Source organism: Sphingomonas sp., from assembly GCF_965227385.1.
Lineage (GTDB): Bacteria > Pseudomonadota > Alphaproteobacteria > Sphingomonadales > Sphingomonadaceae > Sphingomonas.
Map to the genome: position 1 here is coordinate 3,691,387 of NZ_OZ245750.1, position 13,009 is coordinate 3,704,395.

General features: G+C 66.7%; 16 protein-coding genes. 7 read left to right on the forward strand and 9 right to left on the reverse strand.

Annotated elements, in window-relative coordinates; translation table 11 throughout:
• Positions 1 to 45: 45 nt before the first annotated feature.
• Positions 46 to 453, reverse strand: a complete 408-nt coding sequence (locus ACO05N_RS18135) for a low affinity iron permease family protein (protein WP_422058371.1) — start codon at positions 451 to 453, stop codon at positions 46 to 48.
• Positions 454 to 471: 18 nt separating this feature from the next.
• Complete coding sequence (gene thiE, locus ACO05N_RS18140) at positions 472 to 1,161, reverse strand: thiamine phosphate synthase (protein WP_422058372.1); 690 nt, start codon at positions 1,159 to 1,161, stop codon at positions 472 to 474.
• 78 nt (positions 1,162 to 1,239) lie between these two features.
• Between thiE and ACO05N_RS18145 the strand changes: the two genes are divergently transcribed.
• Positions 1,240 to 1,605 (forward strand): hypothetical protein, encoded by a 366-nt coding sequence (locus ACO05N_RS18145; RefSeq protein WP_422058373.1) that lies wholly within the window; start codon positions 1,240 to 1,242, stop codon positions 1,603 to 1,605.
• On the opposite strand, the gene ACO05N_RS18150 is transcribed toward ACO05N_RS18145, so the two are convergent.
• The 5 genes from ACO05N_RS18150 to tkt form a co-directional block, all read right to left on the reverse strand.
• A complete protein-coding gene (locus tag ACO05N_RS18150; protein ID WP_422058374.1) occupies positions 1,602 to 2,504 on the reverse strand; it encodes a fructose bisphosphate aldolase in 903 nt (300 codons plus the stop codon). The genes ACO05N_RS18145 and ACO05N_RS18150 overlap by 4 nt on opposite strands.
• 101 nt (positions 2,505 to 2,605) lie before the next feature.
• A complete protein-coding gene (locus ACO05N_RS18155; RefSeq protein ID WP_422058375.1) occupies positions 2,606 to 3,796 on the reverse strand; it encodes a phosphoglycerate kinase in 1,191 nt (396 codons plus the stop codon).
• Entirely contained in the window at positions 3,793 to 4,248 is a 456-nt protein-coding gene (locus ACO05N_RS18160) for an MOSC domain-containing protein (RefSeq protein WP_422058376.1), read from the reverse strand. Before ACO05N_RS18160 ends, ACO05N_RS18155 begins: the two co-directional genes overlap by 4 nt.
• A gap of 286 nt (positions 4,249 to 4,534) precedes the next feature.
• The gene (gene gap / locus ACO05N_RS18165; protein WP_422058377.1) at positions 4,535 to 5,542 is read right to left on the reverse strand and encodes a type I glyceraldehyde-3-phosphate dehydrogenase; all 1,008 of its coding nucleotides are present in this window, start codon (positions 5,540 to 5,542) and stop codon (positions 4,535 to 4,537) included.
• 10 nt (positions 5,543 to 5,552) lie between these two features.
• Positions 5,553 to 7,517: a transketolase gene (gene tkt / locus ACO05N_RS18170; RefSeq protein ID WP_422058378.1), complete on the reverse strand. Its 1,965-nt coding sequence runs from the start codon at positions 7,515 to 7,517 to the stop codon at positions 5,553 to 5,555.
• 146 nt (positions 7,518 to 7,663) lie between these two features.
• On the opposite strand from tkt, the gene ACO05N_RS18175 reads away from it, so the two are divergent.
• From ACO05N_RS18175 to ACO05N_RS18190, 4 genes are all read left to right on the forward strand, one after another.
• Positions 7,664 to 7,849 carry a hypothetical protein gene (locus ACO05N_RS18175; RefSeq protein ID WP_422058379.1) on the forward strand — a complete coding sequence of 62 codons (186 nt, stop codon included), beginning with the start codon at positions 7,664 to 7,666 and terminating at the stop codon, positions 7,847 to 7,849.
• Positions 7,849 to 8,151, forward strand: coding sequence for a cell division protein ZapA (locus ACO05N_RS18180; protein ID WP_422058380.1), 303 nt, complete (start codon positions 7,849 to 7,851; stop codon positions 8,149 to 8,151). Before ACO05N_RS18175 ends, ACO05N_RS18180 begins: the two co-directional genes overlap by 1 nt.
• A gap of 219 nt (positions 8,152 to 8,370) precedes the next feature.
• Complete coding sequence (locus tag ACO05N_RS18185; RefSeq protein ID WP_422058381.1) at positions 8,371 to 8,925, forward strand: 5-formyltetrahydrofolate cyclo-ligase; 555 nt, start codon at positions 8,371 to 8,373, stop codon at positions 8,923 to 8,925.
• Positions 8,922 to 9,140: a DUF2842 domain-containing protein gene (locus ACO05N_RS18190; protein ID WP_422058382.1), complete on the forward strand. Its 219-nt coding sequence runs from the start codon at positions 8,922 to 8,924 to the stop codon at positions 9,138 to 9,140. Before ACO05N_RS18185 ends, ACO05N_RS18190 begins: the two co-directional genes overlap by 4 nt.
• On the opposite strand, the gene ACO05N_RS18195 is transcribed toward ACO05N_RS18190, so the two are convergent.
• Positions 9,137 to 9,499 carry a PRC-barrel domain-containing protein gene (locus ACO05N_RS18195; protein ID WP_422058383.1) on the reverse strand — a complete coding sequence of 121 codons (363 nt, stop codon included), beginning with the start codon at positions 9,497 to 9,499 and terminating at the stop codon, positions 9,137 to 9,139. The genes ACO05N_RS18190 and ACO05N_RS18195 overlap by 4 nt on opposite strands.
• Positions 9,500 to 9,588: 89 nt before the next feature.
• Here ACO05N_RS18195 and ACO05N_RS18200 point away from each other — a divergent pair, with 89 nt between their 5' ends.
• Positions 9,589 to 11,475 carry a M1 family metallopeptidase gene (locus ACO05N_RS18200; protein ID WP_422058384.1) on the forward strand — a complete coding sequence of 629 codons (1,887 nt, stop codon included), beginning with the start codon at positions 9,589 to 9,591 and terminating at the stop codon, positions 11,473 to 11,475.
• Positions 11,476 to 11,538: 63 nt separating this feature from the next.
• Positions 11,539 to 12,798 carry a sensor domain-containing phosphodiesterase gene (locus ACO05N_RS18205; RefSeq protein ID WP_422058385.1) on the forward strand — a complete coding sequence of 420 codons (1,260 nt, stop codon included), beginning with the start codon at positions 11,539 to 11,541 and terminating at the stop codon, positions 12,796 to 12,798.
• Between the two features lie 46 nt (positions 12,799 to 12,844).
• Here ACO05N_RS18205 and ACO05N_RS18210 read toward each other — a convergent pair whose 3' ends face one another.
• On the reverse strand, positions 12,845 to 13,009 hold the full coding sequence (locus ACO05N_RS18210; RefSeq protein WP_422058386.1) for a hypothetical protein: 165 nt from the start codon (positions 13,007 to 13,009) through the stop codon (positions 12,845 to 12,847).

Consider the following 13,009-nt stretch of genomic DNA (forward strand, 5'->3'; position numbering starts at 1 on the left):
CGTCTCGTTACAGCGGGATAACGAGGCAACACCGGCGCGGTTTCATCAATAGCGGTTACGCAGCCGATCGACAGTGGCGGCGGGATGTGCCTCAGCGTCATCGCGCACCTCGACCTCGATCGCGGCGCGGATCGCCTCGATCTCGGTGTCGCTGCGATGTTCGATGCCGATGAACTCGTTCCGCGCCCCCTCAACAGCCCGGATCAGCTCGTCAAGCTTCGCCTGAAGCGCCGCCGCGTCGCGGTTTTGCGAATTCTGGATCAGGAACACCATCAGGAAGGTGACGATGGTCGTGGAGGTGTTCACGATCAGCTGCCACGTGTCCGAAAAACCGAACACGGGGCCGGTCAGCCCCCATGCGACGATCAGCAGCACTGCGACGATGAACGCCACCGGCTGCCCCGCCAGCGCGGCGATGCGACCGGCGACGATCGTGAACACCCGGTCGAGCATCTGCCTGTCCCCCTGCGATCAGCGCGCCGCGTTCAGCACGGCATCGAACGCGCGCACCGCTGCCACCTCATCCCCGTTCCATACCGCACCCGACACCGCGATGAAGTCCGCTCCCGCGCTCACCAGCGGCGCGGCATTTTCGGGCATGATCCCGCCGATCGCGACGCACGGGATCTCGAACACCGTCGTCCACCACGACAGGATCGCCGGGTCGGGGCGATGCGTGGTTGCCTTGGTCGCGGTCGGGTAAAAGGCTCCAAACGCGACATAATCCGCGCCGGCCTCACCCGCCTCCATCGCCAGATGGCGGCTATCGTGACAGGTCACGCCGATCTGCGCCGCCGGGCCGAGCACGCTGCGCGCCTCACGCGGATCGCCATCGCCCTGCCCCAGATGCACGCCGTCCGCGCCTAGCCGCTTGGCCAGGCTGATGCTGTCATTGACGATGAACGCCACCTCGCGATCGGCACAGATGCGCAGCAGCGGTTCGGCGAGCCGCGCCGCCTGATGCTGGTCGACATCCTTGACGCGGAACTGGAACGCCGCGACCGGCCCCGCGTCGAGCGCGCGGGCGAGCCGGTCGGGAAAGCCGCCATCCACGTCGAGCGGCGAGATCAGGTACAGCTGGCACGGCGGACGGCTATCGTCGCGCTTGAACTGCGCGGCGAATTCGGGGCCGAGCGGCGGCAGGTCGTCATCATCGATCATGTCGCGCTGATAGAGCCTCGGTGCGCAGACCGGAAGCGGTTCATTGCGCGGTCAGCATCGACGGCGCAGGCTTGCACCATGATCTGCTCGATGATTGCCCCCGCCCTGCTCGCCACTGCCTGTGCCGAGCTTCCGCCGCAGCCGGTGACGGCCGGGGTTCGTCTGCATCACTGGACCCGGACCGGTCCGCTGCGGCTGCGCGCCGACAAGGTCGTTGAGGACAGCCGCTGTCCGATGAATGCACGGTGCATCCATGCCGGGCGGGCGATCGTCCGGGTGACGATCCGCGACGGTCGAAAGCCCCGATCGCTGGACCTGACGCTGGGCGAGCCGGCCCGGGTCGGTGGCTGGACGGTGACGCTGGTCGCCGTGTCGCCGGAGAAGATGGCGGGCCAGCAGCGGCCGCCCGCCCCCTATCGCTTCGCCTTCCAGGTCAGCCGTTAGGCGGCCATCGCCTTGGCCGTCGATGCCGCGTGGATCGCGCCGATCGCCTCACCCAGCGATGCGTCGAATTCGGCGTCGGTCATGCCGTGGCGCAGGTCTTCGAGCAGCGCGCGGCTGAAGCTGGCGATCATGCCGCGGTTCCTGGCGAGTTCGGCACAGGCTTCGGGGCGCTTGTAGCCGCCGGACAGGGCGACCACGCGCAGAACCTTGGGGTGGTCGACCAGCGGGTCGAACAGGCCGGGAGTCGCGGGGATCGACAGCTTGAGCATCACCTGCTGCCCCGCGGGCAGTGCGTCGAGCGCCTTGAGGATCTCGTCGCGCAAAATCGCGTCGGCTTCGCCGCGCTCGGGCGACTTGATATTCACTTCAGGCTCGATGATCGGCATCATGCCGTGGCTGAGCACCTGCGCGCCGATTTCAAACTGCTGCTTCACCACCGCCGCAATGCCCGTGGCATTGGCGAGGTTGACGACCGAGCGTTCCTTGGTGCCGAACACGCCGAGCCCCTTGGCCTTGACCAGCATCGCGTCGAGATCGGGCATCGGCTTCATCAGTTGGACGCCATTCTCCTCGGCCTCAAGGCCCTTGTCGATCTTGATGAATGGGACAACGCCGCGCTCGATCAGCGCCGCCGGGGTCGGCTTGCCATCGACTTGGCCGTCCATGGTGCGTTCGAACAGGATCGCGCCGATCACCTTGTCACCGCTGAAACAGGGTGAGGTGATGATGCGGCTGCGCATCGCGTGGATCAGGCTGAACATCTCCTCGTCGGTCGACCAGGCATCGTCCGCCACCCCATAGCCGGCCAGCGCCTTGGGCGTCGAACCGCCGGACTGGTCGAGCGCGGCGATGAAGCCATTACCTTCGGCGATCTTGGCGGTCATTTCGGCGGTGTTCATCGCTGGCATCCCTGTTCCGACACTTTGTTGCGCGGCCTATTGCAGCGCGGCATCACGCTGAAAAGCCTGACAACGATAGCCAACCGACCGAAAAAATGCCGTCAGCGCGTCAGCGCCGCGACGCCGGGCAATTCCTTGCCCTCCATCCATTCGAGGAACGCGCCGCCGGCGGTGGAGACGAAGCTCATATCGTCCGCGACGCCGGCCTGGTTGAGCGCGGCGACGGTGTCCCCGCCCCCGGCGACCGAGACCAGCGACCCTTCCTTGGTCAGCGCGGCGACGGTGTGGGCGAGTGCCATGGTCGCGGTGTCGAACGGCTTGGTTTCGAACGCGCCGAGCGGGCCGTTCCAGACAAGGGTGCGGCAGTTCTTGAGCACATCCGCCAGCGCCTCGCTCGCCGCCGGGCCGATGTCGAGGATCATCTCGTCGGCGGCAACTTCGTGAACGTTGCAGGTACGCAGCGACGGCGGGTTGGCGGCAAACTCCTTCGACACCACGACGTCATAGGGCAGATGGATCGTGCAATTGGCCTTGTCCGCCGCGTCGAAGATTTCCTCGGCGGTGCCGGTCAGGTCATGCTCGCAAAGCGACTTGCCGACGTCGACGCCGCGCGCGGCGAGGAACGTGTTGGCCATGCCTCCGCCGATGATGAGGTGATCGACCTTCCCAACCATGGCTTTGAGCACATCGAGCTTGGTCGACACCTTGGCCCCGCCGACGACTGCAGCGACGGGGTGGTCGGGGTTGCCCAAGGCCTTGTCGAGCGCGTCCAGTTCTGCCTCCATCTGGCGACCAGCGAATGCGGGGAGACGGTGCGCCAGCCCCTCGGTCGAGGCATGGGCGCGGTGCGCGGCGGAGAAGGCGTCGTTGACGTAGAGGTCGCCGAGTGCGGCGAAGCGGTCGACCGTCGCGGGATCGTTCTTTTCCTCTCCGCTGAAGAAGCGGGTATTTTCGAGCAGGCCGATATCGCCGGGCTGCAGCGTCGCCACCGATTCGGCGTCGCCCTCCCAGTCGATGTAGCGGACCTCGCGGCCCAGCACCTGGCTGAACGGACGCGCCAACTGTGCTGTCGAGAGTTCGGGGCTCGGCACCTTGGGGCGGCCGAAATGGGCGAGGATCAACACGATCGCGCCCTTGTCGGCGAGTTCGGCGACGGTCTGGACGGCCGCGCGGAAGCGATTGTCGTCGGTGACCGCGCCATCGGCCATCGGCACGTTGAGATCCTCGCGCACCAGCACCCGCTTGCCGGCGATGTCGCCCATGTCGTCGAGGGTCTTGAAAGCTCGGGTCATGTTTCGATCCTGATTGGGTCACCCACGGCGATCTTGCCGGGATGGATGACCATGGTGAGCACACCGCCCCGCCAGTCGGGCGTCAGCGCGGCGCGAAGTCCCTCGGCAAGCGCTTCCATGCGCTCGCACGGGTTGGTTTCGTCGCGCACTTCCAGCACGACATCGGCGCCGATGCGCAGCCGGGCACCGACGATCTGGGGCAGGTCGAGACCCTCGACCAGCAAATTGGCGCGGCGCTGTTCCCACGGGATCGAGTGGCCGACTTCGGCCATTGCGGCGTCCCAGTCCCCGGCCTCGATCAGGCTGACCTGACGTTTGTAGGGCTTGCCCTTCATCGCACCGCGATAATCGCCGGCGATGCCCCCCTCCAGCGTGACGGTAGCGTGGTCGATGACCTCCATCGGCCCCTTGGGAATGGCGTGGCGGGCGATGCCTGCGATGCGGCCGGTCATGCGATCGCTCCGATTGCGCGGGTAAGGAGATACCCGTTCCTGACAGATCTGACGTTTTCCGCCATATGTATGCGCGTGTCAGGCTGACACGTTGGGGTGCCGGTCGGGGTCGGGACGGAGTGACTGTGCGTCATGGTTCGACCCTAACCGAAAGGGGCGGTTGTAGGAAAGCGGCCGCCTGCCGATCCGGTGTCTCAGCGGGGTGACAGGCCCTGCCCCAGCCCCTCCCGCAAGCGGGAGGGGAGCATGTTGCGCCCCACCGCTTGCGGCAGTGTGGTTGTTGGGTTCAGCCGAGCTTCGCCATCGCGCTGGCGGTGTCGACCATGCGGTTCGAGAAGCCCCATTCATTGTCGTACCAGCTGACGACACGGACGAGCTTGCCGTCGATGACGGCGGTTTCGAGGCTGTCGATGGTCGACGATGCCGGGTTGTGGACGATGTCGATCGACACCAAAGGCTCGTCGCTGAACGCGAGCACGCCGACCAGCGGGCCGCTCTCCGCCGCGGCCTTGAGGATCGCGTTGACCTCTTCCTTGGTGGTGTCGCGCTTCGGCGTGAAGGTCAGGTCGATCAGCGAGCCGTCCGGCACGGGGACGCGCACCGACGAGCCGTCGAGCTTGCCCTTGAGCTCGGGCAGCACTTCGCCGACCGCGCGGGCAGCGCCGGTGGTGGTCGGGATCATGCTCATCGCCGCAGCGCGGGCGCGGCGCATGTCCGAGTGGATCTGGTCGAGGATCTTCTGATCGTTGGTATAGGCGTGGATCGTGGTCATCAGGCCACGTTCGATCCCGATGCTGTCGTTCAGCACCTTTGCCACCGGGGCGAGGCAGTTGGTGGTGCACGACGCGTTCGACACGATCGTGTGGCCGGCCTCGAGCTTGTCATGGTTGACGCCATAGACGACGGTCAGGTCGACATTCTTGCCCGGAGCCGAGATCAGCACCTTCTTTGCGCCGGCATCGATATGCTTCTGCGCGCTTTCGCGGTCGGTGAAGAAGCCGGTGCATTCGAGGACGAGATCGACGCCGTTGGCGGCGTGCGGCAGGTTTGCCGGATCGCGCTCCTTGGTCACCTTGATCCGCTTGCCGTCGATGATCAGGTCATCGCCGTCCGCGCTCACGGTGCCGGGATAGCGGCCATGCACGCTGTCGCGGCTGAACAGCCAGGCGTTCGACTTGGCATCGGCCAGATCGTTGATCGTGACCAGTTCCAGACCGCTTTCCGGGCGCTCGAGGATCGCCCGCGCCACCAGGCGCCCGATGCGTCCGAACCCGTTGATCGCAACCTTCGTCATTCGTCTCTCCTTAAGCGGCAAGCCGTGCAATAATCTGTGGGGCGATCGCGTCGGCGGTCAGCCCGAAATGCTTGTACAGGTCTTCGGCAGGGCCCGACGCGCCGAAGCCGTCGATGCCGAAGTTGAGGCCGTCGAGGCCGGTGTAACGCTGCCACCCGAAGGTGCTTCCTGCCTCGATCGACACGATCAGCGCGTCGGCGGGCAGGATGTCGGCGCGATAGGCCGCGGGCTGGGCGTCGAACGCCTCGGTGCAGGGCATGGACACGACATCGGCACCGATGCCCTGTGCTTCAAGGGCGGTGCGGATATCGGCGGCGATTTCGACTTCCGAGCCGGTGGCGAGCAGCACGACCTTGCGCGCGGCATCAGCGGCCTGAAGGCGGTAGCCGCCCTTGGCGATATCGGCGACCTGCGTCGGGCCGACCAGCGGGCGCAGATTCTGGCGGGTGAGCACCAGCATCGACGGGCCATCGGTGGTGCGCAGCGACAGGTCCCATGCGGCTGCAGCCTCGACCGCGTCGCACGGGCGCCAGACGTTGAGGTTCGGCATCGCGCGCAGGCTCTGCAGATGCTCGATCGGCTGGTGCGTCGGGCCGTCTTCGCCCAGGCCGATGCTGTCATGCGTCATCACATAGACGACGCGCGCGCGCTGGAGCGCCGAGAGGCGGATCGCGCCGCGCGCATAGTCGGAGAAGACGAGGAAGGTGCCGCCATAGGGAATGATCCCGCCATGCAGCGCCATGCCGTTCATCGCGGCGGCCATGCCGAATTCGCGGATGCCGTAATAGACATAGCGGCCGGCATAGTTTTCGGCCGTCAGCGGGCCGGTCGCCTTGGTCTTGGTGTTGTTCGAGCCGGTGAGGTCGGCCGAGCCGCCGATCAGTTCGGGCAGGTTCTCGGTCAGCGGCTCGAGCGCCATTTCGCTCGACTTGCGCGTCGCGACCTTGGGCTGGTTGGCGAGCAGGTCGGCGATGTAGGAATCGAGGTTGAAGGCGGGCAGGTCGCCCGCCATGCGGCGCTCAAACTCGGCGCGGTCGGCATGGGCGGCGAGGCGCGCCTTCCAGTCGGCATGCGGCGCAGCGGCGCGCTTTCCGGCCTCCGCCCATGCGGCGGCGATGTCGGCGGGGATTTCGAACGGGGCGTGGGTCCAGCCTAGCGCGGTGCGGGCGGCGGCGACTTCGTCGGAACCGAGCGGCGAGCCATGGACCTTGCTCGTACCGCCCTTGTTCGGGGCGCCCTTGCCGATCACCGTCTTGCAGCGGACCAGCGAGGGGCGCGGGTCAGCGATCGCGGCGTCGAACGCGGCGGCGATGCTGGCGGGATCATGGCCGTCGCACGCGACGACGTGCCAGCCGGTCGCTTCGTAGCGGGCGGGGATATTCTCGCTCGACGACAGCGACACCTTGCCGTCGATGGTGATGTCATTGTCGTCCCACAGCACGATCAGGCGGCCGAGCTTGAGGTGCCCGGCGAGGCCGATGGCTTCGTGGTTGATGCCTTCCATCAGGCAGCCGTCGCCCGCGATCACCCAGGTGCGGTGGTCGACGATCGAGTCATCGAACACGGCGTTGAGGTGACGCTCGGCCAGCGCCATGCCGACCGCCATGGCGAGCCCCTGACCCAGCGGGCCGGTGGTGCATTCGATGCCGGGCAGCTCGAAATTCTCGGGGTGGCCGGCGCAGGGGCTGCCGACCTTGCGGAAGTTGCGAATGTCGTCGAGCGTCGGGCGGGCATAGCCGGTCAGGTGCAGCAGCGAATAGATCAGCATCGAACCGTGACCCGCCGACAGCACGAAGCGGTCGCGGTCGGCCCATTTGGGGTCGGTGGGATCGTACTTCAGATAATCGCTGAACAGCACGGTCGCGACGTCGGCCATGCCCATCGGCATACCGGGATGGCCCGAATTGGCGGCCTCCACCGCGTCCATCGACAGGGCCCGGATGGCGTTGGCACGGTCGGCGAATGAAATGGTCACGGCATATCCCCCTTCGGGCCTGCGCGCGTCGCGTTGCGTCTCGCCACGGCCCGGCGAATCGAAGTTGGCGTGCCAATGGGGCGCGCGGGCGCAGTCGTCAACCGCGCGGGGTTGCGACTTGGGTAAAGCCTCCCTATCCACCCGGCATGGCGGATGCGGAACCCTCCGCGCTCGATCGGATCGAGCGCGCGCTGACGCGGATCGAGGCTGCGGCTGCGCGCCGGGCATTCGATGCGGAACGGCTGGAACATCGGCACGCGGTGCTGCGCGGCAAGGTCGAGCAGGCGATCGCCGCGCTGGACGCGCTGATCGAACAGGAGGGCGAGGACTGATGGGTCAGGTCACCCTCACCATCGCGGGACGCAGCCACAGCATCGCCTGTCGCGATGGCGAGGAGCTGCATCTCGAGCGGCTCGGCGCGTTGCTGGCCAAGCATGCCGACACCGCGGTGCGCGCGTCAGGCGGGCTGAGCGGCGAGCGGACGATGCTGTTCCTGGCGCTGATCCTGGCCGACCAGCTGGACGAGGCGGAGCGCAACCCGCCCGGCGGCGTGTCGCCGGTGCTGCTCGACAATCTGGCCGACCGGCTGGAGGCAGTGGCCTTGGCACTTGAGGAACCTGCACCGAACGCCTAAATTGGCGGTGGCGGGTACTGCCCGGTGCGAGCTTTAGCGATTATCCCTGAGGCGATTCATCATCCATGGGGGCTGTCCCTGCTCAGGTCCTGGCCTGTGGCACATGGTCCCCACCTGACGTAAACGGCGTCAGAGGATATTCAAGCACACGGCCCATGGTGGTCCCGCCAACGGATTTAGTCAGCGAGGCCGCGGCTTCGCAGGGTGCGAAGCGCGAGTATGGCTGACGATAAACGGACCCTGCGCGCCCGGATGCGCGCGCTGCGCGACGAGTTCGCGATGACCATCGGCGGGGTGATCGAGCCGCCCCCTGCGCTGCTCGCGCGGCTCGGGCCGGGCGTCACGATCTCATCCTATATCCCGGTGGGTAGCGAGGCCGACCCGACCGCGATCGCCTGGGCCGCGCGCGAGGCCGGGTGCCGGATCGTGCTGCCCCATGTCACCAGCCGCGAGTCGCCGGTGCGGTTCTTTGCCTGGGAGCCGGAGCATGCGCTGGTCGACGGGCCGCTGGGGCTGCGCCAGCCCGACGACAGCGGCGTGGAGTGCAACCCCGACATCGTGCTGACCCCGTTGCTGGCGTTCGACGCGGCGATGAACCGGTTGGGACAGGGTGCCGGGCATTATGACCGGGTGTTCGAGCGGCTGCCCGACGCGTGGCGGATCGGGGTCGCCTGGTCCGTGCAGCAGGTCGAGGCATTGGCGATCGATGTGTGGGACATGCCGTTGAACGGCGTGATCACTGAGGCCGCTGCCTATGGCGAGGCGGCGGCATGACCCCGTCCTGGCGCAAGCCCGCCGGGGCGTTCGCGATCATTGCGCTGATTATCGCGTGGTGCGTCGCGGTGGCGAGCCTATCGCGGATTGTCGGCGAATGGCCGGTCCTCATCCAGCTCGTCTTCTACGTCTTCACCGGCATCGTGTGGATCCTGCCGCTGAAGCCGCTGCTGCTGTGGATGGAGACCGGCCGCTGGCGCGTGCCGCGCGATTAAAGCGCGGGCACCCCGTAATAGGCGTTGACCTCTTCGCCATAGCTTCGGTCGTAGCGCGGCTCTTCGCCCTCACGGTCATAATTGGGTGCCGCCTCCAGCTTTTCGCGGCTGAGCGACACGACATAGCCGTCCTTGTCGGTGTCATAGGTCAGCGCCTGCCACGGCACGGGGTAGTGGCGGTGGCCGATGCCGAGGACGCCGCCGAACGCCATCACGGCATATTCGGCGCGGCCCGAGACCTTGTCGACCATGAAGCGCTCGACATGGCCGAGCTTTTCGCCGCTGGCGTCATAGACGCTGGTGCCTTCGACGCGGTCGGAAGCAATCAGGCGGTTGGGGCTGTCGACGGCGGTGTTCATCGCATCTCTCCTTCAATTTCAGGGATATGGCCCCAACGCATGAGCGCCGCGCTTGTGCCGGAGGAAATCGGGTCGTAGCAGTTGCGACCATGCGTATCCTGACCCTCGCAGCGCTGCTGCTCGCTTCCGCCGCCCCCGCCCTCGCCCACGCCGACGCCCAGACCGCCAAGGTCGCGCCGGTGCTGAACACGCCCGAGGCGAAGGATGTGTGGACCTATGCCCGCCCCGCCGAAGCGCGGGTGACGCATGTCGACCTCGACCTGAACATCGATTTTGCAAGCAAGACGATCAGCGGCGTCGCGGTGCTGGATGTCGCGGCGGCCAAGGGCGCGAAGGAGATCGTGCTCGACACGCTCGACCTCACCATCACCGAGGTGAGCGACGAACAGCGCATCAAGCTGCCGCACACGATTGGCCCGAAGGACCCGCAGCTGGGCAGCCCGCTGACCATCCAGCTTAACGGCGCGAAGAAGGTCCGCATTGCCTATAGCGCCAGCCCCGGTGCGCGCGCGTTGCAGTGGCTGACCCCGGCGCAGACGCAGAGCAAGACCCTGCCCTTCCTGTTCAGCCAGGGTCAGGCGATCAACAATCGCAGCTGGATCCCGACGCAGGACAGCCCGGGCATCCGCCAGACCTGGTCCGCGACGATCACCGTGCCCGACGGGTTCGCGCCGGTGATGAGCGGACAGATGCTGGACGGCGCGACGGGCAAGCTGGTCCCGCATTACCGCCGCCAGTTCCGTTTCAGGATGGACAATCCGGTGCCGCCATACCTGATCGCGATCGCGGTCGGGGATTTGAAGTTCAAGGAAGTCGGCCCGCGCACCGGCGTATGGGCGGAAGCCGGGATGATCGATGCCGCGGTTTCGGAATTCGCCGATGTCGAGAAGATGATCGACGCGGCGCAGGCGCTGTACGGTCCGTATCGCTGGGGCCGGTACGACATGCTCGTCCTGCCGCCGTCCTTTCCCTATGGCGGCATGGAGAACCCAAATCTCACTTTCTTCACCCCCACGATCATCACCGGGGACAGGTCGAACACCGATGTGCTGGCGCATGAGCTCGCGCATAGCTGGTCGGGCAATCTGGTCACCAACGCGACCTGGTCGGACGGCTGGCTGAACGAAGGGTTCACCACCTATTTCGAGAACCGGATCATGGAGGCGCTGTACGGCAAGGAGCGCGCGGCGATCTATTCCGACCTCGACTATGCCGGGATGCTGCGCGACGTGAAGGATGCGGGCGGCGACAGCGCGCCGTCGACGCGCCTGCATGGCGAGCCGGGAGAAGGTGCGGGGCAGCTGGATTATCTCAAGGGCAGCACCTTCCTGCGCACGATCGAGGTTGCGGTCGGGCGGGCGCGGTTCGACGCCTATCTGCGCGGCTATTTCGACCGGCATGCGTTCCAGCCGCAGACCAGCGCAGGGTTCCTGGCCGATATCCGCAAGCATCTGATCAAGGGCGACAAGGCGCTCGAAGCCAAGCTGCAGCTCGACCGCTGGGTGTATCAGCCGGGTGTGCCGTCCAACGCGGTGCAGGTGAAGTCGGAGACGCTGGCCAAGGTCGATGCGCAGCTCGCCGCGTTCAACGCGGGCGGGCCGGCTGCGGCGATCGACACGGCGGGATGGCAGACGCAGCAATGGCAGCGGCTGCTGGGCGGGCTGCCGCGCCAGCAGAGCGCGGCGCGGCTGGCCGAGCTGGATGCGGCGCTCAAGCTGACCAGCTCGAAAAACGCTTATGTCCAGTCGGCCTGGTTCGATCTGGCGATTGCCAATCGGTTCGAGCCGGTGATCCCGGCCCTGGAGGAATATCTGACCCGCGTGGGCCGTAACCTGCTGGTGACGCCGCTCTATCGCGGACTGAAGGCGCAGGGCGAGTGGGGCACCCCGATCGCGCAGCGGATCTTCGACAAGGCGAAGCCGGGATATCATCCCGTAACGGTCGGCGCGGTGACGCGGATTTTGGAGGCGCGCTGACCGAATCTTCATACTCCACCCTGTAGAACTACGCATGTGATGGTTCGACGGGGTGGAGGCGAGATGACGGTTGACGGCGAGACGCTGGGCGCGACGGCGCTGCGCGAGATCATATCGTCAGCCAGCAGCACCGGCAGTTCGGATGCGATCATCGCCCGCGCGTTGCAGGCGGTGCGCGCGCATCTGGGGCTGCAGGTCGCCTATGTCTCAGAGTTCGTCGGGAATGATTCGGTCTTCCGAGTGGTCGACGCGCCGGGGCTGGAGCATCTGGCCAAGGCGGGCGATGTCCATTCGCTCGACGATGTCTATTGCCGCCATATCCTGGCCGGGCGGTTGCCCGAGCTGATCCCCGATACCGCCGTCGAACCGATTGCCGCCGCCATGCCGATCACGGCGGCGGTGCCGATCGGCGCGCATGTCAGCGTGCCGATCCGCCTGTCGGACGGGCGCACCTATGGCATGTTCTGCTGCCTCGGCCCCTTTGCCAGCCCCACGCTCAACCCCCGCGACCTTGGCATGATGCGCGCCTTTGCCGATCTGGCCGCGTTCGAGATCGAGCGCGATCTGGGCAATCGTGAAGAAGCGGCAGCGTCGCGCAGCGCGATCGAGCACGTCATGGCCGAAGGGCTGATGGACATTCACTATCAGCCGATCTTCAGCCTCTCCCAAGGGCGACCCGCCGGCTATGAGGCGCTGGCGCGGATCACCGTCGAACCGTACCGTTCGCCCGACAAATGGTTCACCCAGGCGGCGTTGGTCGGCATGGGTGAGGCGTTCGAGCTGTTCGCGATCGACCGCGCGCTGCAAGGGCTGTCGCAGCTTCCTGACCCTGCCTATCTGTCGGTCAATGCCAGCCCCGCGACGGCGATGTCGCCCGATCTGCTCCCGATCCTGCGCCGCGCGCCGTTGGAGCGGGTCGTACTGGAAGTCACCGAACATGACCGGGTTTCGGATGTGTGCACGCTGCTCGACCGGCTTGCGCCGCTACGCGCAGAGGGGCTGAGGATCGCGGTGGACGATGCCGGATCGGGCTATAGCGGGCTGCAGCAGATCATCCAGATGCGGCCCGATATGGTGAAGCTCGATCGCTTCCTGATCGAGGATATTCAGCATGATCCGGGCCGCCGTGCACTGGCCGCCGGGCTGATGATGTTCGCGCGCGATACCGGCAGCCGGTTGATCGCCGAGGGGGTCGAACGCGAGGACGAGTTGGCGGTGCTGCGCGCGCTGGGGATCGACCTGATCCAGGGATATCTGCTGGGGCGCCCGCAGCCGCTGGCGGCGATCCGGGATGCTGAGGGCGGTCTGCGCGCGGCGGGTTGATTTATCCTCCCCCGCCCGGGGGAGGATTGAGTTTTCCCCGCCTCCGCTACAGCACCCGCTTCCCCTTGGTCCGGCCGGTCAGGTGGAAGCCGAAGCAACGGTCGCAGCGATAGGGGCGCAGGGTGATCGTCGCAGCCAGCGCGGCGGCCCCGGCCCCAGTTTCATCCGCAAATCTGCGCTTGCGGCGGCAAACGCTCAGCCGCGTGCGCAT

Coding starts and splice junctions, on each gene's coding strand:
- ACO05N_RS18180 (WP_422058380.1), top strand. CDS start 7,849: ATGGGTCAGGTCACCCTCACCATCGCGGGACGCAGCCACAGCATCGCC.
- ACO05N_RS18205 (WP_422058385.1), top strand. CDS start 11,539: ATGACGGTTGACGGCGAGACGCTGGGCGCGACGGCGCTGCGCGAGATC.
- ACO05N_RS18135 (WP_422058371.1), bottom strand. CDS start 453: ATGCTCGACCGGGTGTTCACGATCGTCGCCGGTCGCATCGCCGCGCTG.
- ACO05N_RS18210 (WP_422058386.1), bottom strand. CDS start 13,009: ATGCGCACGCGGCTGAGCGTTTGCCGCCGCAAGCGCAGATTTGCGGAT.
- gap (WP_422058377.1), bottom strand. CDS start 5,542: ATGACGAAGGTTGCGATCAACGGGTTCGGACGCATCGGGCGCCTGGTG.
- thiE (WP_422058372.1), bottom strand. CDS start 1,161: ATGATCGATGATGACGACCTGCCGCCGCTCGGCCCCGAATTCGCCGCG.
- ACO05N_RS18200 (WP_422058384.1), top strand. CDS start 9,589: ATGCGTATCCTGACCCTCGCAGCGCTGCTGCTCGCTTCCGCCGCCCCC.
- ACO05N_RS18195 (WP_422058383.1), bottom strand. CDS start 9,499: ATGAACACCGCCGTCGACAGCCCCAACCGCCTGATTGCTTCCGACCGC.
- ACO05N_RS18175 (WP_422058379.1), top strand. CDS start 7,664: ATGGCGGATGCGGAACCCTCCGCGCTCGATCGGATCGAGCGCGCGCTG.
- ACO05N_RS18160 (WP_422058376.1), bottom strand. CDS start 4,248: ATGACCGGCCGCATCGCAGGCATCGCCCGCCACGCCATTCCCAAGGGG.
- ACO05N_RS18190 (WP_422058382.1), top strand. CDS start 8,922: ATGACCCCGTCCTGGCGCAAGCCCGCCGGGGCGTTCGCGATCATTGCG.
- ACO05N_RS18185 (WP_422058381.1), top strand. CDS start 8,371: ATGGCTGACGATAAACGGACCCTGCGCGCCCGGATGCGCGCGCTGCGC.
- ACO05N_RS18150 (WP_422058374.1), bottom strand. CDS start 2,504: ATGAACACCGCCGAAATGACCGCCAAGATCGCCGAAGGTAATGGCTTC.
- ACO05N_RS18155 (WP_422058375.1), bottom strand. CDS start 3,796: ATGACCCGAGCTTTCAAGACCCTCGACGACATGGGCGACATCGCCGGC.
- ACO05N_RS18145 (WP_422058373.1), top strand. CDS start 1,240: ATGATCTGCTCGATGATTGCCCCCGCCCTGCTCGCCACTGCCTGTGCC.